We start from the raw sequence: 25,141 nt of genomic DNA, 5'->3' as shown, positions 1-25,141 counted from the left end.
AATGAAACGCATCATCACACTTCTGACCGTTTTTCCGCTGATTCTGAACGCCCAGACTCCGTCCGCTGAAGCAACTTCCCAGGAGGTTTCTTCCCAGCCTGAAGAGTCCTCGACTCTTGAAGCCGTACAAGTACAAGGGACGAAAGAAAACAAATCCTATCAGGAAAGCACCGAGAGCATCTCCGTTGTTCCCAGCCGCGAACTGGACTCTCCGATTCAGTCCGATTCCATCCAGGCCCTGAATGCGGTTCCCAATGTTTCCATCAACAAAAACGACGACAGCTTCAGCATCCGTGGTGTGAACAACACCGGCGTGACGGGCTTCCAAAAGGACAATCTGTCTTCTATCCTGGTGGATGATGTTTTCCAGACCGACCTTGCGATCAAGGCTGGCAGCTTTGATCTGTGGGATTCCCAGCAGGCGGAAGTTTACCGCGGTCCTCAGTCCACCACTCAGGGTGTGAACTCTTTGGCCGGCAGTATTTTGCTTTTCCATAACAAACCTGCGGATCAGACCGAAGGCGCAGCAAAACTTGGCTATGGCAGCTTCAACCGCATCGAAGCGGGTGTGATGACCAACAACGTATGGCTGGATGGAAAACTTCTAAGCCGCGTGTCTGTGAACCACGAGCAGGATGATGGTTTCATCAAGAACATCAAAACTGACAACAACAAATGGGGCAAAAAATCCAAAGACCACCTGGGTCTGGACCTGACCTACAAAATCAACGAAACTGACTATGTTCGCTGGAACACCAAAATCATCCAGAATGAAACCGGTGGAAACTATGTTCAAAGTGCCAACCCGTTTGACTATGAAGTTAACGAGGACGTGGACTTTGAAAGCAAAACCGGCAATCAGCAAACAAGCCTGCGCTATTTCGTCAAATTGAACGACAACTGGACGAATGAAGTTATCGGCGCTTACTCCCAGGCGAAAAACGATGAAACCAGCGATGCGGACGGCACTGCCAACCCAACCGCAGGCGTTCGCACGGAAGAGCACAACGACCGCTTTGTCAGCGTTGAGAACCTTTTGAAATTCCAGAACGAAAAAGTGAAAAATGTCCTGGGCTTCCATGCGCATGACTATTATCTGAAAGACGATGCCCGTTTCGACATCCTGTACCCGCTTTCAGCAACAGTTTACACGCCGATTGCATCAAGCCAGGTGACTGACAAGTACCGCACGGTGTTTGCTTTGTTTGATTCTTACCTGTGGAAATTCGCTGAAAACCAGTCCATCAATCTGGGCTTGCGTTATGAGTTCGTAAAAAACAAATACGGAGCTGACGTCAGTGCCACCCGCAAACAGAACCTGGGTGCCGGCACCAATGCGGTGGTTGACGCTTATCTGGACAGCGTGACTGGCAGCTATGAAGACGAGGACAACAACTCGATCCTTCTTCCGAAAGTGGCTTACATGCTGACTCAAGATCAGCACAGCTACGGGATTTCTTACACCGAGGGCTACCGCACAGGTGGTTTGTCCATCAACCGTAAGCGTGTTCGTGTTGACACCTACGATCCGGAAAAAACCGGCAACTACGAATTGTCTTACAAATATGCCGCTTCCAACTGGAACTTCAGCTCGGCGGCGTTCTATACCGACTGGAAAGACCAGCAGGTCATGGTTCAGTTGTCGAACGACCCTTTTGACACTCAAGTGGTCAATGCTGCCAGCTCGGAACTGTATGGTGCCGAAGCCGAGATCAACTGGAAACCAGCATCCCGTCATGAATTCAATCTGGGTGCAGGTTACGTAAAAACCCGCTTCAAAGATTTTGTGAATGGCACCAAGGACTATACCGACAATGAATTCCCGTTTGCGCCAAACTGGACAGGCCGTCTTTCTTACGGCTACCAAATCAGCCAGGACTGGAATGCCGCAGGTATCTTCAGATACTTGAGTAAATCTTACGGCAATGCGGAAAATACCATGGACTCGCCTGAACAGTTCTATCTGGATCTGCTGGGTCAGTATTCTTTGGCTGCATGGAGCATGAATGTGGATCTGTACGTGCGCAACGTGCTTGATACCCGCTATGTGATCTATGACCGCACAAGCTCTATTGGCGGTCAGTCTGTCAGCTACAACCAGGTTAACTCACCTCGTGAGCTGGGCCTGCGTCTGAATTATTTCTGGTAATTATTATCTCCCCGGAAGCCAGACGACAAACCGGGTTTGTTTGGCTTCTTCATCAAGATAGAATTTTCCATCATGGGATCGCACGATCCCTTCAGAAATGCTAAGTCCCAGCCCCACGCCCTTGCCGACTTCTTTGGTCGTAAAGAACGGCTCCATGATCTTTTCACGCAAGAAGGCCGGAACACCCGGACCGGAATCAGAAACTGAAATCTCGACCCCGTCGCGGACGGCTTTGGCTTCCACCACCACTTTGCGGGTGCCGACAGACTGGACCGCGTCTGCCGCATTATTCAAAAGATTCAAAAGCACCTGGGAAATCTGATAAGGCCGCACGAACACTTTCAGGTTCGGCTCCAGCCGCGCTATCAGATCCACCCCTTCATGGCGGAACTTGTCCGAACAAAATGCCAGAGTGTCATCAATGATCGCATCCACAGTCACCCATTCCATGTCCCCGTGATCTGATTCACGAGCGTAATAGCGCAGGCCTTTGACAATCTTGGCAATACGCTGAGTGGTGCTTTCAACCACCTCCACCCGTTTTTGCACTTCAAGATCCGCGGCAAGCCCCCGAGCCCCCAGCAAGCGACGTAACACACCCACGTGACCGTTAATGATAGTCAAAGGGTTGTTGATCTCGTGTGCGATCCCAGCGGCCATTTCACCCAGGGAAGCCAGGCGCGCGCTGGCGATGATCTTGTCTTCTTGTTCTTTGATCTGCTTTTCACGCTGGCGTTTTTGCGTAACGTCTTCCACCACCGCCAGATAGCCCGTGGTGTGCCCGTTTTCATTGATGACTTTTCCGATAAACAGCTGTCCCAGGAAGCGGCTGCCCGAACGATGCACATACACCCACTCGGAAGCGGCGTTGAATCCGGCTTCAAACATGGCGTCAATAAATTCGACTCCCAGTCCGACCGGACGATTCAAGACCCCTTCCAGTTTCAAGCGCATGAGTTCCACATCCTGACGGTCATGGAAAATAAAGGGATGCTCTTTGCCGGCAAGTTCTTCGGCTTTCCAGCCGGTCATTTCTTCCGCGGAACGGTTCATTTCCCGCACAATCCCGTTTTCATCAAACGAGATCATCATCAATGGTGTGGCATCCATTGCCGCGGATTTCCAGTCCACCATGGCGCGAGCCCGGCGGCGAAGTTCTTCCGCCCGGCCAAAGAAACTTAGCGCCAGTCCCAGCAGCACAAACAATCCCACTGCAAAGACCAAAACCACCGAAGGCACCGCGGACGTATTGCTGCGGATAACCCCGCTGGATGGTGTGAAAGCGATCTCCCAGTCCACACCCATATTGCTATAACGAATGCGGGTCACCCAGTCGCGGGACAAAACAGGGTCCCACTCGGTACTTCGATAGATCTCCTGCCCTTCTTCATACAGGGCCACATGATAGCCCTCGATGCGCGCAAAGCGATCCAGAAACGCACGAATATCAATTCCGGCACTCAGCATTCCAATAAAGGCCGAGTTTTTATAAACCGGCACCAGCATGGTAAAACCGCGGCCCCCGGATTTCATCTCGATCACACGGGAAATCCGCGATTCATGGGTCTGGCGTGCCAGCTCCAGACTGCGGCGGACCTCTTCTGAACGACCCATCATCGTGTTGCGAATATCGCGGCTGAACTGGTCCATGGGATACAACCAGCGCAGCATCAGGTTCTGATCAGCCCAGGCAATACGGCGGATGCCTTTGAATTCTTCATAGTAAAACTGGGCATCCATGGACCATACGTGCTCGTCACGATAGGCCCCAACAGCCATGCGACGGGCCATCTGTTGCAAGGCTTTTTCCAGCGGAATGAAAGTCCCGTCAAGTTTGGCGCGGAAGCTTTCTGCGCGGGATTGCGTGACACTGCGATTGCGCTCAATATCTTTCAAAAGCAAAAGCTGCCAGATCCCGACAGCGATCAGAACACCAATCATCACTACATACATTGGCACCACGGCCGACTGCGCGTTGTCTTCTTCTTTGATCGCACGCCCCAGGCGCACAATTTTCGCCCCAGCCAGCAGCATGAAACTCAGTGATGTGTGAATCGCCATGCGGGAATGAGTTCCCCAGCCATATTCAGAACTGAAATTCAGGAAGTACCCGAAAAAACCCAGGATCGCAAAACCCAGCACCAACGAACTGCCAGTGATACGCACCATGCGATGAGCATAGGACTTTCCGGACACCAGCCCCATCACACCCATTAACAGCATGCACACCGAAGTACTGACCGACATGCGCCCCGGCGAACTGACCCCGAGGTTATAGAATGGCTGCACCAGGACCTGATCTATTCCCAGATCAACACCGGTCAAAAACTGCGTCAGGTTCACCGCTGCCAGAGCCACCGCAAAGATCGAGGCATAAATGGAAATGCTTTTAAAACGGCTGTCAGAGAAAAGAATGGAGATCGCCAATGCCGCAAGCCCCAGCGCAGTGTTGATCACCATCGGGGCAAAGTCAGAGCGAATTTGAATGATTGCCGGGTCCCGCAGAATCCATCCGAAAATCACGATGGAAGCGATACCCAGCACTGCCAGAGCCATCAGGAAATGAAGATTCTTCCTGATGTTAGTGAATAACACGGGTGACCCCAATGATCCCCTTGATCTTCTGGATTTCAAAGACCGCCTGATTCAACTGGCTGGCGTTCTGAACGCTGACCTCGAAGTTACACACGGCTTTTTTATCCTTGGTCGTACGGATTTGGGCGGACTGAATGTTGATCCCCTGCTGAGCAAAGGCCTCAGACATCAGCTTCAGTAATCCTGGCACGTCCTGAGAAATAATCTTCAGGCGCACGATGCGCTCCTGACCTTCTCCGGCTTGTTTCACGTTCCAGGCCACATCGACTTTGCGCAACTGATCGAATTCAAAAGCCTTGCGACAGTCACTGCGATGAATGGAAATACCCCGGCCACGGCTGATAAAGCCCACGATCGGATCCCCTGGAATCGGATGGCAGCACTTCGCATAGTGCACCAGCACGTCATCCATACCATCAACGCTGATAAGGGAATTGGTCTTGCGCGTTTTTTGAGTCGCGGCACGCATGACTCTTTCCATAAAGGTGGAGTCTTCGGTTTTGGCCGCTTCCTTGGCGATATTTTCCGGGGAAAGTCTTTCCACCAGAATGCGCGTTTCAAGTTTTCCGTAACCCACGGTCACGTACAACTCATCCAAATCCGCCAGGCCGTGGTCCTTCAGATAAGTCTCAAAGGCCGGGCCTTTCAGGTACTTCACTGCAGCCATGCCGAACTTGCGGAATTCTTTTTCCACCAGCTCTTTACCCAGCATGATCGCACGACGGCGCTGTTCTTCTTTAACGAAGGCGCGGATTTTGGATTTGGCTTTATTGGTAACAACAAACTTCAACCAGTCCTTGGAAGGCACCTGGGTTTTGGAAGTGACAACTTCCACCGTGTCCCCGTTTTGCAGCTGATATTTCAGCGGCACCATTTTGCCGTTCACGCGGGCGCCGACAATGCGGTTCCCCAATTCCGTGTGCACAGCAAAGGCGAAGTCCACCGGAGTGGCGCCTTCCGGGAATTCACGCACGTCTCCGGTCGGAGTGAAAACGTAAATTTCAGTTTCGAACAAATCCGTTTTTACTGTATCCAGGAACTCGTCTGGATTACGCACGTTCTGATGCCATGACACCAGATCACGCAGCCAGTTGGCCTGTTGCAGATCGCTGTCATCAACCATCTTGCCGCGCTCTTTGTACTTCCAGTGAGCGGCGATACCTTTTTCCGCAACCAGATGCATTTCGCTGGTACGGATTTGAATCTCGATACGCTCCCCACCGGGGCCCATTACAGTGGTGTGCAGGGACTGATAGTTATTGGCCTTGGGCATGGCGATGAAGTCTTTAAAACGACCCGGGATCGGCTTCCACAACGAGTGGACCAAACCCAGTGCCGCATAACATTCCGCCACGGATTCAACCAGCACGCGGAACGCCAGAACATCGTAAACCTGATCGTAGTCGATGTTACGGGATTGCATTTTTCTGTAGATGGACCACAAGTGCTTCGAACGTCCATACACTTCATAGCGGAAACCGGCTTTGTTAAGCTCTTTACCGATAAGCACTTTTACTTCATCGATATAGCGGTTCTGCTCTGATTCAGTCTTTTTGATCTGTTGGACAAGTTCATAGTACATGTCCGGGCGATAGTAACGGAAGCAAAGGTCTTCCAGTTCAATCTTCAGCGCGCTGATACCCATGCGCCCTGCCAGCGGACAATAAATTTCCAAAGTCTCAAGAGCGATGCGCTCTTGTTTTTCAAAGGGCATGAAATTCAGCGTACGCATGTTATGCAGGCGATCGGCAAGCTTCACCAGAACGACACGCACATCTTTACCCATGGCCACGATCATCTTGCGGATGTTTTCACCCTGCTTTTCGTGGCTGTTTTTAAATTTCATCTGACCGATCTTGGTCACCCCGTCCACAAGGTGCGCGATCACATCACCGAACTCGGTGCGGATGTCTTCCAACGTCGCGGCCGTGTCTTCAACGGTGTCATGCAAAAGACCCGTGGCAATGGTGTCCAGATCCAGGTGGAAGTCCGCCAGGATAGCGGCAACAGAAAGAGGATGAGAAATGTAAGGCTCACCGCTTCGGCGGATTTGTCCTTCGTGCATTTTCTCTGAGAATGAATAGGCCTTCTCAATAATTTTGAGATCCGCATTCGGATAATAGATTCGAATGCGTGCCAGCAGATCGTCGACTGTTTTGACCGGCTTGTTGGTTAAGCCATCCTCTTTCAGGAAATTAAACATATTCCCTATAGCTTACCTGACCCCAGAGGGGTGTCCAACGAAGATTTACAGGCGTCCAGAAAACGCATAAAGGGAGACTTTCGCCTCCCTTTATTGGGTTCACATGCAAGCGGCTTTCGCCTTTTAATGTGATTACTTGTTCAGATCTTTTTCGATCTGACGGATAGCCTCGTTGGCATCCAGGCTTTCCTGGTAACCCACGTTGCCCATCGCAACTTCACGAAGAGAGCTTACGATGTATTTGTTGCTACGAGTGGAAACAGTCGCTTCTGCACCTTTCAGAAGTTGCTTCGCACGTTTTGCAACCATCAAAACAAGGGCAAATCTGTTAGGTACTTTTTCCAAGCAATCTTCAACGGTTACACGAGCCATTACGCCTCCAGCAAATAGATCAGGCCAAATTACAGCTAAGCTAGCAAATCTTCAACGATTTTCTTAAATTCCCCATAGGATTTATCAAACACGTCGTTGACGATCTGATAATCGAACTTGGAAGCCTCAAGGATCTCCTTTTCGGCATTAGCCATACGAACTTCAATGTCCGCAGGGACCTTGCCATCGCGCTTTTCAATGCGACGACGCAGCTCGTCAATACTCGGAGGATGGATAAAGACGGTTTTAGCGTCCGGGAACTTGGATTTAAAGGTCGCCACGCCCTGGATGTCGATGTCCATAATGGCAGTTTTACCCTGATTCCAGGCTGTTTCCAGGGACGAATATGAGGTTCCATAGAAATTGGTGTGAACCTTCGCCCACTCCACAAAGAAGCCCTCTTTGATCTTTTGTTCAAAATCCGCGTGATCAATGAAGTTGTACTGCAGACCCGCCGTCTCGCCCTGACGGATAGAGCGCGTTGTGAAAGTGACGATATCCACCAATCGGGAATCCTCCCGGGTGATCCTTTCGACAAAGCTGCTTTTTCCTGCGCCACTTGGAGCGGCGACGATAATCATGCGCGTTTTCATAATTACTGAACGTTTTGAACCTGTTCTCTAAGTCTTTCAATAAGGGTTTTTGCTTCTACCACAGCCGCAGTGATCTTGGCTACCTGAGACTTTGAACCGATGGTATTCACCTCACGCAGCAATTCCTGAGTATAGAAATCCAGTTTTTTACCCTCAGCAGTCACCGACCCCACCAGCTGGCGGTAGTTCTTGATGTGTTCCGCGAGACGGCTCAGCTCTTCGTTGATATCGGCTTTTTCCAGCTGAATCACGATTTCCTGAGACAAACGGGCCGAATCAATTTCATTGCCCTTAAGGCGCGCACGAACCTTCTGCTCGTAGCGCTCCTGAAGTTGCGCATTGGCTTCGCCACGCAACTCACTGATAATCTTCACTTGTTTCTCTAAAGACACCAACAGCTTTTGCAGATCCTTTTGCAGGGATTTGCCTTCGCGGGCGCGTTCCTTGTCACAATTGGAACAGGCTTCCGTGAATGCCTTTTTCAGAATCTTGTCTTCGCCGCTGAACAACTCATAGGTCTCTTCAACTTTGATGATCTCAGGCAGTCTTGCCACAACCTCAAGGTGCACATTAAAGGGCACGCCCAACTCTTTGGAAAGATGCTTGTAAGCGCTCATGTATTTCTTGGCCAAAGCATCATTCACCGTCATCTGGGCTTTGCTGGCCGTGTTCTTCACTCGGCGGGAAACAAAAACATCCACGGTGCCACGATGAAGGGTGCCACTCAGGATTTTCTTCAACTCCCCTTCATAAGAAACAAATTCACGCGGCAGGTGAAAACGTGGCTCCAGGAAACGTCCGTTCACGGAACGGATGCTCACTTCCACAGTGACGTCTTTAGTCTGAACTCTTGCGGTGCCGTAGCCAGTCATGCTTTTCATAAGTACCTCTATTCTCGGCTTTCCACCGAATCAGGGTCAAGGTTTGAGAAATTTCTCGACCACGCCTCGTGCCTCAGTAAAACCCGAGGCTCCGTCGAACCACTGAATGTCCTTATCCCGCTGAAACCAGGTTCTCTGTCTTTTGGCGAGCTGATGAGTGTTTGTCGTGATCTGTTCCTGCAGCTGCGGAAGACTCATCTCTCCACGCAGGTATTCGAGGGTCTCTTTATAGCCCACACTGCTCATTGGCGCCCAGGAAGCCAGACCTTCATCGAGAAGCCCCTGCACCTCTGCCACCAATCCCGCAGCGAGCATCTTTTCCACGCGCTGCCCGATCCGGGCACGCAGCACTTCGCGATCCCAAGTCGGACCGATCTTCAACAACGGAAACGGGAATGGCTTTCGCTGGGATTCAAATTCAGCCTGAATCTGCGTGACACTTTTTCCCTGACTGCGAATCAATTCAATCGCCCGCCCGATACGATAACGATCTGCCAGATGAATCCTGGCGCCATATTCTGGATCGGCCTTCATCATTTCGGCATGCAGGCGGATGGCGCCCTCTTCGGTTGCAAGCTCAGACTCCACTTGGGCCTGAATTTCTGCCGGAACCGGGATCACCGGATACATACCCTTTTCAATGGCCATGAAATAGAATCCGGTACCACCCACCACAAACACGGGCTTTTCCACCGGAATGGTTTCAAGTATATCGTAAAAATCGCGGCAGTAAGTTCCGGCCGTCATTTCCGCCGGCGGATTTACGTAATCCAGCAGATAGTGCGGCACCAGAGCCTGTTCTTCTTTGCTGGGCTTTGCCGAACCGATATCAAGTTTCTTATACAGCTGAACCGAATCACAGTTGACGATGACGCCGTTATTGTCTTGAGCAAGCCTCAAAGCCCACTCGGATTTACCGGTGGCCGTGGCGCCGACTACAAAAATCACATGCCTCTTCGTCATTAAACAATTCGTCCGAAATCTTTTTCCAGTTTGTAGTACGGATATTCGACACTGACCGGACGACCGTGAGGACAGAAGCTTGATAGCGGGAACATATCCATATCACGCAAAAGACTGCGCATCTGATCCGGGCTGAGCGACTGCCCCGCACGAACCACAGAATGGCACGCCATCGTGGCACAGATGTCACCCACCGTTCTTTCCAAAGAATAACTGCCACCCTGATCCACGATCTCGGTGGCCATTTTATCCAGAACGCCGCTAAGGCTGGATTCTTTGATCATCAACGGGGCCGCTTTCACGCCGACAGTGCCCGGCCCCAAAGCTTCAATGAAAACGCCCAGGCGTTCCATCTCTTTGGCCATGGTCAAAAGACCTTCCACTTTTTCCGGAGACATATCAATCGCCAATGGGAACAGGAAGTCTTGAATATCAACCTTCCCCCCCTTCCAGGCCGTCATCAGCTTTTCAAACACCACGCGTTCATGAGCGGCGTGCTGATCCACGAACACCAGCTTGTCGCGGGCCTGAGTCACGATGTAAGTCAAATTCGCCTGCCCCAGAACTTCCAGAGAAGACCAGTAACCCAGCGGCGCTTCTTCAGATTTGGGCGCAAAACCTTCACGCTGAGCTGCAGATTCAGCCAGCGCCTGATAAGTGCTCTGCGGTTGCTGCACTGATGAGACCGGAAAACTGGACGCCGGGAAACTGAATTCTTTTTTCTGGAACTGCGTTACTTCCAAAGAATTGTCCTGGAAACGCAGATTCTGCTGGGGCATGGGTTGCGATGCAAAGTTTGGCAACCCGTCGGTGGATTTGAATTCTTCAGCAGAATTCTGCACCAGCGGCATGGTCACATTCTGAGTTGGCACATCCGAGCGCTTGATCCATGGCGCTTGTTCCAGCGTGCCACGCAAAGCTGCTGCCACCGCACGGAACGCCAGTGACGGATCCTGGAATTTCACCTGGGATTTTGTCGGATGAATATTCACATCCACACAGTCTGGATCCACTTCCACCCACACCGCAGCGATCGGATATTCTCCGTGCATCAAAAGACTGCGGTAAGCCTCGTTCACGGCCGCCTGCAGACTGCGATCCTGAACCCAGCGGTTTTGCGCAAACAACCAGATGTTCTTGGAGGTTTTGGCGACGTTATGAGGATCTGCAAACACGGCGTAAGCCTTCACGTTTTCGCGGGACGCTTCACCTTCGAACAGAGGTTTGATTTCAAGAATTTGTTCAACACGGTCCTTGCGGGATTTGCACGCCGGCCAGAAGGCCACAAGCTTGCCGTTTTCCTGAATGCGGAATTCAACGTCAAAGTGTGACAACGCCATGGCTTTCAAAGTGGTTTTGATCGCCGAGTTTTCTGCCGAATCTGATTTCAGGAATTTCAAACGCGCGGGAGTGTTGTCGAAAAGATTTTCAATCAGGATGGTCGTACCCTGCGAGCCGCCGACTTTGTCGATCTCTTTTCTTTTTCCGTACTCGCTGATCAGCTGATGGGCCTGTTCGTCCCCGGCACGACGCGAAGTCAGCGTCAGTTTGCTGACCGACGCGATACTGGCCAAAGCCTCGCCGCGGAAGCCGAAGGTGCGCAGGCTCCACAAGTCATCGGTTTTTGAAATTTTGCTGGTCGCGAATCGTTCCAAAGATTTTGGCAGATCTTCCGGGGACATCCCCTTGCCATTGTCGATCACCTTTACGATGCGGCCACCGTCATAGAATTCGACATGCACCCGGGTTGCGCCGGCATCGATGCTGTTTTCCACAAGTTCTTTGACTAGATGAGCAGGACGCTCCACCACCTCGCCAGCGGCGATTTGGTCAACAACTTCAGGGGATAAAATCTGGATCGACATAGGGGGAATTTGCATGAGCTCCCCCCTCAAGTCAAAGGACTATTGTGGGCGCAGACACTCGCCCCAAGCCTGACATTTCAGCAGTTTAGAGCGCAGTTGTTTGACCTCAGTCAGGGTCAGCTGGATCTCTTGATCGAAGCCCTTTTTAAGACCTCCAAACTGAGAAATAGCGCGGAATTTGAACGGCCCCTGAAAGTCCTCCACACGGAAGTTCAGGCCCGTGTCCGCCTGAAACTGAATGCGACGGGCGTGTTTGGTCAAATTCCATGTAAAACGGTCGCGCTGCGCTTTCAGCTTGTCCATGGCCTGCTGCAGATTCTTCCAGCACTTCACCTCGGCCACCAGAACGACTTTATGCGTGGATTTTTCAAATACCACGACATCAAGCTCGCCCAAAGTGTCATCACCCAGGCTGTATTCCACGCCCGTGGTCACTTCATAGGCATCACCAAATTCTTTAGTAACATCAAGGCGGGCAATTTCTTCGCACACAGTGCCATCAGGTTCGAAATTCGCGCCCGAGTTTTTCAAGGCTTCGAAGTAAGGCTCAATGTCCCCACCCGCAAAAGAAACAGAACTGAAAAGAATGACAAAAAACAATGCAGACAAAATACGCACGAAGAGCCCCCTCTAAGAAGCGCCTTCATAACACCACGCTTCCACAAAAGCTACCTCTTAGGCACCCTCCACAGGAGGGCCCACCTAAGTTTTTCCGAAGCTGTGCGTCAGAAGTCCCAGCCCAGATTCAGGCCGAAAGCGAAGTATTTGGTTCGTTCCCAGTAGTATTTTGCGTTGGTTCTAAGCGACATACTGCCCAGGCGGGCCCCGATTCCCAGGTCGATCACCGCACCCAAAGTCATGTCATCCGCCGAATAACTGAGTGTCGAGCCATCGCTGGGCACATCGATATTGAAGTGCGAGTACTTAAACATCGGACCGAAACCATAGTAGTAAATAAAATTTTTGCCCTGAGGGATCACTGTCTGAAAAGTGAAGTCCGTCATGAAGATAAAACCGTCAGCAGCTTTTTTGGTGTAGTCCTCGTAGTACGAAGGCGCACCGAAATGGAATAAAATATTGGCGTCGGTGTAGATCTCGCCACTGAAAAGTGTGTTGAAGCCGTTAAACTTCACACCATAGAACAACAGGCTGTCGGTGCGCTCTTCACCCAAAGTGTCTTCGGTGAAATTCGTCATTTGCAGAACCGGGCCGCGATAGCGGCTGGCGAAGAACGGTCGTTTCTTTTTTTCTTTTTCCGGCTCGCTCAGTTTGGTCTGTTCTGGCTTGGGAATTTTAATAATCCCCGGCTTGATATCCGTATCAGAAATCCACCCAAGATGACCGGGTTTCAGACGGATTTTATAGAACGGACCTTTTTTGTTTGTGGAGATATTAAAAACAGAGCCGATTTTCAAAGTGGTGATCACCGGCGCATCAAAGTCGGCGTCCTGATACACCAGGGCGCCATCCAGAATCACCGTCGCCTGCTGGGCCTGCGCCCACAAGTTGACAGGAAAAAGAAAGAACATCAAGAGCAGCAGGGCTGCCCTATTTAAAGCGCATAAGCCAGACACGATAGAAAGCCTCAAGTACAATTTTCAGAGACATTTTACTTTGGCCCACACGACGGTCTTCAAAGACAATCGGAGACTCCGCCCCTTTGAAACCCTTTTTCAATGCTTTGTATTTCAATTCAATCTGGAAGCTGTAACCGTTGGATTCAACCGTGGAAAGATCAATCCCATGCAGAACCTCTTTTTTCCAGGCGTTGAAACCACCTGTCCAGTCATTCAACGGGAAGCCCAGAATCATGCGGGAATAGATGCCGCCACCGCGGGAAATGATCTTGCGGATCAAACCCCAGTTCACCGTGCGGCCACCATCCACATAGCGGGAACCCACGGCAAAATCATTGGCTTCCATCGTCTTGATCAAAGGCCCCAGATCCTCGGGACGGTGAGAAAAATCTGCATCCATTTCGATAATGCCTTCAAAACCATGATCCATGGCCCAGCGGAAGCCCGCGATATAAGCCTTGCCCAAACCCTGTTTGCCAGGACGGGAAAGAATATGAAGTTGCGGCATGCTTTTTTGCATTTCACGAACAATGGCACCTGTGCCATCCGGAGAGTTGTCATCAACAACCAGAATTTCGACGCCCAGGTTCTGCGCCAATACAGCAGGCACAATCGCCTGAATGTTTTCTTTTTCGTTGTAGGTAGGAATTACGACCAGATTTTTCATGGCTCTAAGCTGTCACAAAGAGCCCCGACTTGCAATCTTTAGATCAAATTGAACGCGATACCAAGCGACCTTTACCCTTATCCTGAAGGGCCTTCGCTTTGTCTGCGGGAATTGCGGGCAAATTCAGAGGTTTTGCCAGCAGATATTTAGGATCCTGACGGCGAATATCCAGCTGCTCTTTCACTTTGTTTGCAGCTTGCTCCGGCGCCTTCAGATAAAGAACAGGATCAAACCCGCACACACGGCAGACCACGGACAGTCTCCAGCGGATTTTCACGAAGACTTCGGAAATTGCCAGACACACCACAAAGGCCACCATCACACGCGGATCATACTGCTGCCACAACGCGAACATAATCACCACAGATGCCAAGGCACTGCCCAGAATATTCATCAGTGAAATATTCTTGCGACGATAAATACGGCGGGGGCTTTTACAGAAGGCACAATAGCAGTTATGACGAGTCTTAAAGAACGACAACATACAATCAGTTTGCCAAAGACAAGGTCCAGAACGAAAGATCAATTTTTGAAAAATGACAAAGCCTTGATAGAATGGGGTATGCAAATCATTAAAACAATTCAGTTCGCTTTGATCGCCGCTTCCCTCTTTACCGCTCCCACCTTGGTCCAGGCCGCTGCCGGCAATTCCGAGTACGAAGAGGTCAGCTATGAGGACCTGCTCAATGAATTGAGCGCCAAAAAGCAAAAAGTGACCCAAAGCTCCACGAGTTCTTTTGATGACGTTCGCCTGCACGCGGGTATTGGCTATGCCAATTCGTTCACCAATATCTCCGCCAACAATCAGAACTTCAACCGTCACACCAACGGCATTCAGTTGTCTCTGGGGATGGATCTGTTTTCTCCGAACTGGTACTCTGAAGGTGTCTTTAAGAACTATGGTGTATCCTCTTCCGGCAGCGAAGAATTCACTTTGCGCGAACTGGATCTGAAAATCGGTTACACCAACCGCCTGGAAAGCATCTGGTCTTATTCCATCAGCTCGGGTCTTTCCAACCGCTTCCTGCGCTTCAGCGACTCGTCCAAAGGTATTAGTGTTAATGAAACAACACCGTCCCTGATTGTTTCCACAGGCTTTATGGCTCAAGTGCACAAGCACCTGTCTTTGGGGGCTGAAGTCAGCGCTCACACCGCCATGGTGAACCGTACATCTGACAAAAACTCTTTTGACTTCGCGTTCCGCCTGAACACATCCCTGTAAATCATTCCCGAACCTTGCCCGCATGCCTAAGAACTGTTAACTCTAGGCATGCCCTTTTTCCTGCTGTTGCTGACACTTTTGATCTCTGTTTCTGCCAAGGCGGCCACCACATCCCTGTGTGGCATTCGCATTGAAGGCAGCGAAGAGATCAAGTTCACCGACACCGAAAAAGACTGGCTGTGCGGCACCGCCAAGAATGACGCCTGGAAAAGCATCCCCGACAATCAGCGCATTTTTTTCCTGAAAAGCTTTTTGCAAAGCCGTGCCTATCATCAGGCTCAATTCACTTACGAAAAGGATTTGCTTTTAGTACAGACCGGGCCCAAGTCCCACGTGCAAAAGTTTAATGTGTTGCACGCCCCGCCTGTCTGGGACTGGAAAAAACGCCGGTACATTTTAAATCGCCCGTTCACCCCGAACACTTTGGATGAGATCAACAAGTGGGCTCTGCGCCGTCTGCAGGAACACGGTTATGTGTGCCCTCAGGTTGAATCCCGCGGAATCATCGACGAAGAAACCTTCCTGCTGGATGTAAATGCCGGAAGCCCGGCCGTCTTTGGCACCTATCCAACTGTGGGTGAAGAGGATCTGGATCCAGCCATCCTTGAACGCTTTTCCGCATTTCTTCCGGGCGAGCCTTTTGACATTCGCCTGCTGGAACTAAGCTCCACCCGAGTGCTGAATGAAGATTTGTTTCTTAGCACCTATTACGACATCGCCTGCCAGAAAGACGGAAGCTATTCCATCGTGCGCCGTATGATTCCGGCCAAGCCCCGCCTGCTCAGCTTCGGTGTCGGCTTTGATTCTGAGGGCGGTGCTTTGATCAAATCGACGTTCAAACAAGCGCGCCTGACACCCGCAGCGGATTCATTGGAAACTTCGCTTTACGCCTCGTTCATCGAGCAGTACATCACCTTCAACCACTATCACTATTTTCTGGATGATCTCAGTTCGCGCACTCACTTGATCAGCGGAGCAAAAATTCGCCACGAGTCAGAAAGCACCTATGAGGCCATGACTTACGAACTGGGCACGGGGGTTTCGTTCGGGAAGGAATGGTCCACGGCGACCAGCAGCCTGCAGTTGGGTCCGTACCTGACTCGCACGGATGTCATCCGGGGCCCGGGTCCTTATCGCATTGACTCTTTGTATCTGGGCACCGAAGTCAGCCTGACCAGCCACATGTATGAATACTATCTGGCCGATCCCCAGAAGGGCTGGACGGTCACGTTTAATTCCGCCTCACAAGTCGAAGGCGCTGTTGCCAATGAAGATTTGCATCGTCTGACTTTACGCCACCAGGTGCTTTGGAATTTGCAGGGCTGGGATCCGCCGTTTCTGATTTTGGGCTGGCGCGGTTCCATCGGGGCTTTCATTCTGCCGGACGGTTTTACTGAAAGCAGTCAGATCCCGATCAACTGGCGCTTCTTCATGGGAGGCGATGCTGACTTGCGCGGGTTTGCCCGTAAGCAGTTACCTCAGGATGGACAGGGTTATCTGACCTACATCTATCAGGGCCTTGAACTGCGTGCCGGAGATGTTCTGCCCTACAATCTTCAGCCGTTGATCTTTTTTGACGTCGCCAAAGGTGGCGAGTCTTCGATGAAGCTCAACTCGGCACTTTATTATTCTCCGGGTGCGGGACTGCGCTGGGGCTCCCCTATTGGATCCATGCGTGCGACTCTGGGCCGGGGCTTTGTCATTGATCCTGTTCCGAACGATGTTGATCCGGGCTATCAGTTCTTCTTCAGTTTCGGAAGGGAGTTCTAATGGCGTTGCTTAAGAAGTCCCTGAAGATTTTTGTTCTGTCCCTTCTGCTGATTTTAGTTCTGCTGACGGGTGCCTTGGCCTATGTGTGGATGAAACCGGAAGTGGTCATCAACGAAAAAAACGTGCGCTGGGCTTTGCAGTATGCTCCTGAGAATCTGAAAATTTTCTGGGATCAGCTGCGGTTTGAATTTGAAAGTCCGGACTGGACTCACAAACGCATTCAGGTGTCGGCGAAAAATCTGTGCGTGTCCTATACTCCGCTGTTACATACCTGTGCACCCGCAATTTCTGTGGACGTGGCGATGGCGGTTACAAACTGGCGACCGCACCTGGAACAGCTGCGGGAAGTCACAATGGACGTGTCCGAGCTGACCCTGAACCTGCCCGCTAAAGAAGAAGCTCCGGAAGAACCCAAGTCCGTGCTGCCAAATTTGAAACTGCCCGCGTTCGCCGAGCTGATGCCGCAGCAGCTGGATTTTAATTTGATTGGGTCTTTGCGTCTGTCAGTTAGAAATGTCCGGGTGAACTTCGCGGAAGGGGCCCCGCTGCGGGCACAAGCAGATTTGACCCGTCTGCCTAGCGATCAGGCCACAGAATTGAGTTTCAATCTGTCGGCCCAGGCAGAACAAGAAGGCACTTTTGCCGCCAAGATGCAGTCCAATATTCTTTTGGATTTGCAAAAGCTTTCAGTGAACGGAAAAGCCCAGGTCACGCTGCCATCCATGAGCATCGAAACACCCCTATCCGCAAACTGGGGCCGCGATCTTCGCGCCCAGGCAAAGCCATTGATCCGTTATGGGAAGATCAAACTGAACCCCGCGGTGAACCTGCACTGGTCGGATAAAGAACTGAACGTCACCCTGGGCGATATTCAGCTAAAAAATATCTGGCGAAAAACTTCGCTGCGCCTGCAGAACTGCGCTGTGAACGCGACTCTGGATTCTGAAAAAGGTTATCCGGCCAAAGCGGGCCTGAAATGCGGACTGATTGTCACTCCGGACAAGAACCGCGCGGGAATCAAAAATGTTGATACCCTTCTGACCGCCACGCTGGCCGCCCACACCCAAGGCAAGGGTGCAGCCGAACGATTAAGAATTGATGGTCAGGCGGAACTGAGCGGCGCCAACACGTTCCTGCAGGCCCAAGCCAAGTTGAATGGCGAAGTCGAAATCAAACTGCAAAAGCCGCTGGAAATCACCGCCGCCAAAGCCGGGGCCGAAGTTCACTTGCGCATCCCGAACTTTGTGGTTTGGAAAGATCTTTTCGAGTCCACACCGTTTGCAGTGCCAGCCCCCTTGCACGTGCTGACCGACGACGTCGAGCTTGATTTGCAGGCGCAGCTATCAGATCTGGAATCACCGCTGACGGCGGATGCCACTGCGCAGACTCGTTTAAGCTCCAAGAATCAAAAGCTGTTTGTAAAGGCCACGGCAGATCTGGAAACCCTGGGGAGGATTCTAAAACCCCAGGGCTTGAAGGTTCATGCCGATGTCGTTTTGCAAGACGTGCACCTGCAAGCCCCTCCTTTGCGCTTGGCTGTCCCGCCACAAGTTCTGCCGGACAAACGCTTCGTCATGCGCAAGGACCTGGATATTATTGAAGAAGAAAACCCCGCACCAACCACCAAACTGCCCTTTGAATTGCAGTGGTCTGTGAATGTCAAAACTGAAAAGCCCGTGCTGATTTCTTCAAACCTGCTGCAAAGCCCGGTGCCGATTGCTTTGGATATGCAAGTGCAAAGTGACCGCAAGCCCCAAGGTAAGGTCATGGTGCAAAGCTTTCCTTTTGAATTCTTCCGTAAAAAGGCCACAGTTAATAATGTGGATTTGATCTTCCACCCGGACACAGTCGCCCCGGAACTGTCGGGCAAGATCTCGTATTCCAACCCAGAAGTGAACATCCGTATATTGTTGCTGGGAAACACCCAGCGCCCGATCGTGAATCTGGAAAGCGACCCGCAGCTGAATCAGCAGCAGATTCTTTCCGTGCTGCTCTTCGACAAGTCCTTGGATGAGCTGAACGAGGACGAGGTCAACTCCACTTCCAACATGAGCCGGGCCGTATCTGATGGCGCGCTGGGATTGTTCTCGCTGTTGTTCCTGTCTTCGACTCCGATTCAGTCCATCAGCTATGACCCCAACAGCCAGTCCTACACCGCCCGCATGCGTCTGGATGACAACACCACCTTCAGCATGCAGTCGAACATGACCGAGCAGCGCCAGTTCACTTTGCGCCGCCGTTTGGGTGGCAACTGGTCCGTTCGCACAGAACTAAGTCAGGAAGACGACCGCTCTGATGTGGTTCAAACTTTGCTGGAATGGATGCGCCGGTTCTAGAAGCCTTGATTTTTCTGCGGAAGAATTTCTATAATCAAGTGTGGACGTTATTGTATTTACTCTTTCCTTGGCGGTTTTCTTTCTGGGGTTGGCTTTGATGACCAACCGGGCACGCCGTCGTAAAGACGTGGCCTTTGAACTGAAACCCAATTGCCTTTTGACCCGCTTTCCGATGCTGTTTGTGACCGGGCCCCGCTCGATGTTTTACTTCAGCACTTACTGGAACCTTTATACTCCCTATCTTGCTGAACACGGTTATGAGGTTTTCACCTTGCATCTTCCTTGGAGCAAAACCCGTCTGCGCCGGGAAAGGTTTGAATATTTCCTTAATCAGCAGGAATCCCAAAACCGTAAGTTTCATCTGGTGGTGGACACCCCGACATTCCTGGAGCTTCAGGATATCTTGCGCAAAAAATCGCCGTCGGTTGTCAGTATCACCCGGATTTGTGACAGCGATCTGGAAGCCGGCCCGGCGGATCTGCGCGCCTTTCCTTTGCCTGTGGGCGAAATTGAAATGGTGGACACCCCTAAAGGCAGTCTGTTTTTACATCTCGGATATCGTCTGCACAAACAATGGGTCCGTCGCAAGGATCTGAACAGTTTAAGTTCTTTGGGAGCTTTGCCTGACACCGCTCTTGAAAACTCGGGTCTGCTGTTGGAGCGTGCCCAAACTTTGGCGGAAATGGATCTTCGGCAGTCCTAAATACACCTTGCCAGACCTAAAGCGTGGTGGTGAGATAATACTATGAGCGACTATCGTGACGTCACCCCGAACAAGCAGCAGCCCTCTTTTGAAATGACCAAAGAGGTCGTCCGCTACATCATCAACTACCTTCGCCACCCGGTTGAAAAAATCAAAACTCTTCCCGACTGGAATTGGCCGTTGTTGATCATGACTTTGGTGGCTTTGGCGATCATCTCCGGAGTTTTGACCGGCCTCGTCCCGCCAAACTTCTTCCGCATCATGGGTGGCATCATCGTGTCCCCGATCGTGGCGGCAGTGACGACTTTCATCGGTTCTTTGTTCATTTACTATTACTTCCAGGTCTTTGAAAAACGCACCTGTTCCCTGCGCAAGATCTTCACGCTGGTGTTGTTTGCAAATATCCCGTTCTTTATTTTCCAAGTGGGTTCTGAACTGCTGCCACCGATCACCTTGGTGGGCTTTGCCTTCACCGCTTTGCTGATGGCGGTGGGCCTGACTGAAAACTTCCAGATGGAAAAGCGCCGCGCTCTAAGATTGGTCACAATCTTGTTCGCCATCGTCTTCATCATCTGGCTCTGGAACCGCATCGACATCTCCCGTCTTGAACGCCTGGGGTAGATACGACGGGCCTGTCTTGGCTCCGTCAGTCTGCTGCCTGCAACTCCGCGACACGCAGTCCGGGCTCTGCCGTGGCCCGCGCTGCGCGCGGGTGCGCGCCGTCGTGGCGCCCACGGAGGTCGCTTCCGTTTCTGGCATCAGTCTGCCGAAACCAAGACAGACCCTCTTTCTCGGGTTACCTTTAACAACGGGCTTATCTTGAAACAAAAAAAGAGCACCTCTCGGTGCTCTTTTGATTTTCCAACTTGTTCAGATGGTTCTGACTTCTTAATTAATGATTTATGCTCTACCAGTAGAACCGAACCCACCGGCGCCGCGTTCTGTATCGCTCAACTCGTTCACAAGCTCAAACTGAGCCTGATAAACTGGTGCCAACACCAGCTGTGCACAACGCTCTTGATCGTTGATGGTCACGGCTTCGTTGCCAAGGTTGATCACGATGATTTTTACTTCGCCGCGATAGTCGGCATCGATAGTCCCCGGAGTGTTCAATACAGTCAGGCCGCTTTTTGCTGCCCAACCGCTGCGGGGGCGAGCCTGGATTTCGTAACCCAGTGGGATTTCGAAGCTCAGGCCGGTTGGGATCATCGCACGCTCTCCGGGATTCAAAATCACCGGACCTGCAAGCTGGGCACGCACATCAAAACCACTGGCGCCCAAAGACTGATACTGAGGCAGATCGCCATGGAAGTTTTCAAGTTTTTTGATTTTTACAGCCAGTTTTTGCATATGATGTCCTTCCCGAAATTACAGTTTTAGATCTTGCCACCAGTCCTGAAGCTTGGTCACTTCAGGGCCCAGCAGAACGCCGGCGGCTTTGTCCAGATCAAGGACGTTGCGAATATACTCATTCACTGAATCCACTGTCACTGCTTTGATTTCGTCAATGACGGACTCTACCGCGCGATAACGGCCAAAGACCATTTCGTTCACAGCCAGTGAGGTCATGCGGTTTTCAATGTCGTCAGAACCCAGCAGGATGCTGCCGATGACTTGAGTTTTGCACATCTCAACATCCGCCTTGGTCACACCTGCTTTGCGGATCTTGGCGAATTCTTTCGAAATCAGATCTCCCACCTTACGCGCGTTTTTCGCCTCGGTGCCGGCATAAATTGTCAGCATGCCGGAATCAATGTTGGTGTTCAGACTGGAGTGAATGGAATAAACCAAGCCTCTTTTTTCACGCACACTTTGATACAGCTTCGAGGTCATCCCCCCGCCCAGCAAAGTATTGGTGACCACCGCCTCAAAGCGGTGTTTATCCTGGAAGCTGGCTGTCGGAAGACCCAACAGCATATGAACCTGCTCCGCCTGTTTTTCAACGACGTGACGACGGTTCAACCAGCGTGGCACACGACGGGTGTTTTTCAGTTCGCTTTTCTTTTTTGCGCCCAGGCGTTTTTGAATCCCGGCCATCAGGTCATCATGGTCAATGCACCCGGAGGCGCTGACGATGATGTTTTTGCCGGTGTAGGTTTTCTTATAATAGTTCATCACTTGAGTCTGTTTCATGCGCGCCACCGATACCGGCGTGCCCAGAATAGGACGACCCAATGGATGTGCGCCATAGACCTGTTCGTAGAACACGTCATAGACCATGTCTTCATGGCTGTCTTCGGACATGGCGATTTCCTGAAGGATCACACCTTTTTCAAGGTCGAATTCCTTCTGGGTCAGCTTCATGTTCGAAACCAGGTCCGCCAGAACGTCCAGGGCTTTTTCCCAGTGATCCTTCAGAACCAGAGCATGATAACAAGTGTACTCGCGGGTGGTATAAGCATTCAGCTCGCCGCCCAGAGCTTCCAGAGATTTGGCAATTTGATAGGCCGAACGGGTTTTGGTGCCCTTGAACACAAGATGCTCAAGCAAGTGAGAAATTCCGGCCACGTCAGGAGTTTCATCCCTTGTGCCCGTCAAAACCCAAATACCCATAGAAACGGCACGGGACCCTGGATGGAGTTCACTCACCACCCGGATCCCGTTAGAAAGTTCAGATTTTTTGAACTTTGTATTCATCTATTACTGAAGCAAAGCCTTGCGGGAAAGTTTGACGCGACCAGAACGGTCAACTTCAAGAACTTTCACATCAATGATTTCACCCTCTTTTAGTACGTCAGAAACTGCGCGTACACGTTCGTTGGAGATTTCAGAGATATGCAGAAGACCTTGTGTGTTCGGAAGGATTTCAACGAAAGCACCGAATTCAGCGATTTTCACGATGCGGCCTTTGTAGGTCTTGCCCACTTCAGCTTCAGCGATGATGTCGTTGATCATTGCAATTGCTTTCTTGGTTGCTTCCGGATCAGCAGACGCGATGTTGATAGTACCGTCGTCCTGGATCTCGATCTTAACGCCAGTAGCTTCAGTGATACCACGAATCACTTTACCACCGGAGCCGATCACTTCACGGATCTTGTCTGGCTTGATTTTGATGGTTTCGATACGAGGTGCAAATTCAGAGATTTGACCACGAGGAACCTTCATCACTTTTTCCATTTCGTTCAGGATGTGAGCACGGCCTTCTTTAGCTTGCGCCAAAGCCTGTTCCATCACCTCGAAGGATACGGAGTCAATTTTGATATCCATCTGCAAAGCAGTGATACCAGCAGGAGAACCCGCCACTTTGAAGTCCATGTCACCCAGGTGATCTTCGTCGCCCAGGATGTCAGTAAGAACTGCAATGCGGTCGCCTTCTTTGATCAGACCCATTGCCACACCGGCAACGTTGCCTTTCAAAGGAACACCCGCATCAAGCAAAGCCATGATACCGGAACAAACTGTACCCATGGAAGAGGAACCGTTGGATTCCAAAACTTCAGACACGATACGGATTGTGTAAGGGAACTTTTCGAAGTCCGGAAGAACCGCTTTGATCGCGCGTTCAGCCAGGTTACCGTGACCGATCTCACGACGGCTGGTACCGGACATACGACCCACTTCACCTACAGAGTATGGAGGGAAGTTGTAGTGAAGCATGAACTTGCGTTTCTGAAGACCCAACAATGAATCAACCATTTGTTCGTCATCAGCCGTACCCAAAGTCACAGTGCCCAGAACTTGAGTTTCACCACGAGTGAACAAGCCGGAACCGTGAGCGCGAGGCAGGATACCCACTTCGTTCGCGATAGGACGTACAGTTTTCACGTCACGACCGTCGATACGAACAGCGCGATCCAGAATCATGGAACGAGCTTCCTGGTATTTAAGATCTTCAACGATGGCATTCAGTTCTTTTTTACGAAGTTTCAAAAGATCTTTGTCAACGATGTCTGAAAGCAAAGCTTTTTCAGCTTCTGCCGCCGCTTCGTTGGCAGCTGCATAACGGTCTTGCTTTTCCTTGATGGAAAGAGCCGCTGCAATTTTGGATCTCAACAGGCCTTCAGCTTTACCTTTGAAGTCTGCATCGATGGATGGAGCAGTGAAAGCGCGTTTCGCCACAGAACCGGCTTTTTCACGCAACTCATCCTGTGCGTTCAATAGAGGAATCAAAGACTGGTGACCGAATTTCAATGCTGCCAAAGCGTCTGCTTCAGAGATGAATTTCGTTTCACCTTCAACCATCAACAAACCATTGCGAGTACCCGCAACGATCATGTCCATGTCAGATTTTTCCATCTGCTGTGGAGTTGGGTTGGCAACGAACTGACCGTCAACGCGTGCGATCTGCACAGCTGCTGTCGGGCCGTTGAACGGAATGTCAGAGCAATGCAAAGCTGCAGAAGCACCCACACTTGCCAGGATTTCCAATGGGAATGCGCCGTCCGCAGACAACACAGTTGCCACGATTTGTGTTTCGTGACGGTAGCCTTCAGGGAAAGACGGACGAATCGGACGATCGATAAGACGAGCGATCAGAACCGCATCGTTTGTTGGTTTCGCTTCACGTTTGAAGTAACCACCTGGGATTTTGCCTGTTGCATAGAACTTCTCGATGTATTCAACAGTCAAAGGGAAGAAATCAAGTTCAGAGGCTTTTTTTGAGGAAGTTGCAGTAACAAGAACCATGTTGTTACCGGAGCTTACCAAAGCGGCGCCATCCGCTTGTTTCGCCAAACGGCCTGTTTCGATGGTAATCTGTTTTCCGCCCACCGATGTTGTGACAGTCGTTTTCATTAAATCTCCTTGAAGTTATCACAGAGCCTTATGCTCTGCTGCTGTGGCTTGAAACGACGAAGGGGCTCTGCGCCCCTTCATTGCATTTAGTATCTTTTGATTACTTACGGATATCCAAAGCCTTGATAAGGTCTTGGTATTTTTTAACATCTTTGCGATGCAGGTAATCCAAAAGTTTTCTTCTTTTGTTAACCATAGTCACCAAACCGCGACGGCCGTGGTGGTCTTTTTTGTGTTTCGCAAAGTGAGTTGTCAAATCGTTGATTTTCGCTGTCAAAAGAGCGACTTGAACTTCAGAGGAACCAGTGTCCAGGTCAGAAGTTTTGAATTTTTTTACGATCTGAGATGTTTGATCTTTAGTGACTGCCATTAGCGTCTCCTTAAATTTTTTCGGGTCGCCCCGAAGTGTTTCCAGGTTGCCCCGGAATGGTTTTAGTTATCACATCCCCCTCGGGCGTCATGGCTGTCGCTCCAGAGAGATTTTTTGTGAAGTTATGGTTTAAACCCAAGC

At 50.9% G+C, this 25,141-nt stretch carries 21 protein-coding genes; 6 read left to right on the top strand and 15 right to left on the bottom strand.

What is annotated here, in order from left to right; genetic code table 11:
• Nucleotide 1: 1 nt before the first annotated feature.
• The gene (locus BDT_RS07890; RefSeq protein ID WP_015090717.1) at nucleotides 2–2,149 is read left to right on the top strand and encodes a TonB-dependent receptor; all 2,148 of its coding nucleotides are present in this window, start codon (nucleotides 2–4) and stop codon (nucleotides 2,147–2,149) included.
• A gap of 3 nt (nucleotides 2,150–2,152) precedes the next feature.
• Here BDT_RS07890 and BDT_RS07885 read toward each other — a convergent pair whose 3' ends face one another.
• The 11 genes from BDT_RS07885 to BDT_RS07835 all read right to left on the bottom strand — a co-directional run bounded on the left by BDT_RS07885 (nucleotide 2,153) and on the right by BDT_RS07835 (nucleotide 14,349).
• Nucleotides 2,153–4,744, bottom strand: a complete 2,592-nt coding sequence (locus BDT_RS07885; RefSeq protein ID WP_235046309.1) for an ATP-binding protein — start codon at nucleotides 4,742–4,744, stop codon at nucleotides 2,153–2,155.
• On the bottom strand, nucleotides 4,731–6,947 hold the full coding sequence (locus BDT_RS07880; protein ID WP_015090715.1) for a RelA/SpoT family protein: 2,217 nt from the start codon (nucleotides 6,945–6,947) through the stop codon (nucleotides 4,731–4,733). Before BDT_RS07880 ends, BDT_RS07885 begins: the two co-directional genes overlap by 14 nt.
• 132 nt (nucleotides 6,948–7,079) lie before the next feature.
• Nucleotides 7,080–7,319: a DNA-directed RNA polymerase subunit omega gene (gene rpoZ, locus BDT_RS07875; protein ID WP_041577399.1), complete on the bottom strand. Its 240-nt coding sequence runs from the start codon at nucleotides 7,317–7,319 to the stop codon at nucleotides 7,080–7,082.
• Between the two features lie 35 nt (nucleotides 7,320–7,354).
• Nucleotides 7,355–7,900, bottom strand: a complete 546-nt coding sequence (gmk, locus tag BDT_RS07870) for a guanylate kinase (protein ID WP_235046308.1) — start codon at nucleotides 7,898–7,900, stop codon at nucleotides 7,355–7,357.
• 14 nt (nucleotides 7,901–7,914) lie between these two features.
• Nucleotides 7,915–8,793 carry a YicC/YloC family endoribonuclease gene (locus tag BDT_RS07865; protein WP_015090712.1) on the bottom strand — a complete coding sequence of 293 codons (879 nt, stop codon included), beginning with the start codon at nucleotides 8,791–8,793 and terminating at the stop codon, nucleotides 7,915–7,917.
• Nucleotides 8,794–8,829: 36 nt separating this feature from the next.
• Entirely contained in the window at nucleotides 8,830–9,741 is a 912-nt protein-coding gene (gene miaA / locus BDT_RS07860; RefSeq protein WP_015090711.1) for a tRNA (adenosine(37)-N6)-dimethylallyltransferase MiaA, read from the bottom strand.
• Between the two features lie 14 nt (nucleotides 9,742–9,755).
• A complete protein-coding gene (mutL, locus tag BDT_RS07855; RefSeq protein WP_080602360.1) occupies nucleotides 9,756–11,636 on the bottom strand; it encodes a DNA mismatch repair endonuclease MutL in 1,881 nt (626 codons plus the stop codon).
• 24 nt (nucleotides 11,637–11,660) lie between these two features.
• The gene (locus BDT_RS07850) at nucleotides 11,661–12,239 is read right to left on the bottom strand and encodes a hypothetical protein (protein WP_015090709.1); all 579 of its coding nucleotides are present in this window, start codon (nucleotides 12,237–12,239) and stop codon (nucleotides 11,661–11,663) included.
• 107 nt (nucleotides 12,240–12,346) lie between these two features.
• Complete coding sequence (locus BDT_RS07845; protein ID WP_015090708.1) at nucleotides 12,347–13,150, bottom strand: SH3 domain-containing protein; 804 nt, start codon at nucleotides 13,148–13,150, stop codon at nucleotides 12,347–12,349.
• Nucleotides 13,151–13,169: 19 nt separating this feature from the next.
• Entirely contained in the window at nucleotides 13,170–13,865 is a 696-nt protein-coding gene (locus BDT_RS07840) for a polyprenol monophosphomannose synthase (RefSeq protein WP_015090707.1), read from the bottom strand.
• Between the two features lie 43 nt (nucleotides 13,866–13,908).
• Nucleotides 13,909–14,349 (bottom strand): hypothetical protein, encoded by a 441-nt coding sequence (locus BDT_RS07835; RefSeq protein WP_015090706.1) that lies wholly within the window; start codon nucleotides 14,347–14,349, stop codon nucleotides 13,909–13,911.
• Nucleotides 14,350–14,427: 78 nt separating this feature from the next.
• Between BDT_RS07835 and BDT_RS07830 the strand changes: the two genes are divergently transcribed.
• From BDT_RS07830 to BDT_RS07810, 5 genes are read left to right on the top strand one after another with little or no spacing between them, the layout of a single operon-like run.
• Nucleotides 14,428–15,087, top strand: a complete 660-nt coding sequence (locus BDT_RS07830) for a hypothetical protein (protein WP_015090705.1) — start codon at nucleotides 14,428–14,430, stop codon at nucleotides 15,085–15,087.
• A 48-nt stretch (nucleotides 15,088–15,135) separates the two neighbouring features.
• A complete protein-coding gene (locus tag BDT_RS07825) occupies nucleotides 15,136–16,857 on the top strand; it encodes a BamA/TamA family outer membrane protein (protein ID WP_015090704.1) in 1,722 nt (573 codons plus the stop codon).
• A complete protein-coding gene (locus BDT_RS07820) occupies nucleotides 16,857–19,193 on the top strand; it encodes a translocation/assembly module TamB domain-containing protein (RefSeq protein ID WP_015090703.1) in 2,337 nt (778 codons plus the stop codon). Before BDT_RS07825 ends, BDT_RS07820 begins: the two co-directional genes overlap by 1 nt.
• Nucleotides 19,194–19,233: 40 nt before the next feature.
• Complete coding sequence (locus BDT_RS07815) at nucleotides 19,234–19,896, top strand: hypothetical protein (protein ID WP_148278764.1); 663 nt, start codon at nucleotides 19,234–19,236, stop codon at nucleotides 19,894–19,896.
• Nucleotides 19,897–19,938: 42 nt separating this feature from the next.
• Complete coding sequence (locus BDT_RS07810; protein WP_015090701.1) at nucleotides 19,939–20,517, top strand: Yip1 family protein; 579 nt, start codon at nucleotides 19,939–19,941, stop codon at nucleotides 20,515–20,517.
• Between the two features lie 279 nt (nucleotides 20,518–20,796).
• On the opposite strand, the gene dut is transcribed toward BDT_RS07810, so the two are convergent.
• The 4 genes from dut to rpsO all read right to left on the bottom strand — a co-directional run bounded on the left by dut (nucleotide 20,797) and on the right by rpsO (nucleotide 25,000).
• Nucleotides 20,797–21,246: a dUTP diphosphatase gene (gene dut, locus BDT_RS07805; protein WP_015090700.1), complete on the bottom strand. Its 450-nt coding sequence runs from the start codon at nucleotides 21,244–21,246 to the stop codon at nucleotides 20,797–20,799.
• Between the two features lie 18 nt (nucleotides 21,247–21,264).
• Nucleotides 21,265–22,533, bottom strand: a complete 1,269-nt coding sequence (locus tag BDT_RS07800) for a M16 family metallopeptidase (RefSeq protein WP_011164034.1) — start codon at nucleotides 22,531–22,533, stop codon at nucleotides 21,265–21,267.
• A 3-nt stretch (nucleotides 22,534–22,536) separates the two neighbouring features.
• Complete coding sequence (gene pnp / locus BDT_RS07795; protein WP_015090699.1) at nucleotides 22,537–24,630, bottom strand: polyribonucleotide nucleotidyltransferase; 2,094 nt, start codon at nucleotides 24,628–24,630, stop codon at nucleotides 22,537–22,539.
• A gap of 100 nt (nucleotides 24,631–24,730) precedes the next feature.
• Complete coding sequence (rpsO, locus tag BDT_RS07790) at nucleotides 24,731–25,000, bottom strand: 30S ribosomal protein S15 (RefSeq protein WP_015090698.1); 270 nt, start codon at nucleotides 24,998–25,000, stop codon at nucleotides 24,731–24,733.
• Nucleotides 25,001–25,141 lie beyond the last annotated feature (141 nt).

It is taken from the genome of Bdellovibrio bacteriovorus str. Tiberius, from assembly GCF_000317895.1.
Taxonomy (GTDB): Bacteria; Bdellovibrionota; Bdellovibrionia; order Bdellovibrionales; family Bdellovibrionaceae; genus Bdellovibrio; species Bdellovibrio bacteriovorus_F.
The sequence above is the reverse complement of the archived record's forward strand: the minus strand, read 5'-3'. Positions and strand labels throughout refer to the sequence as shown.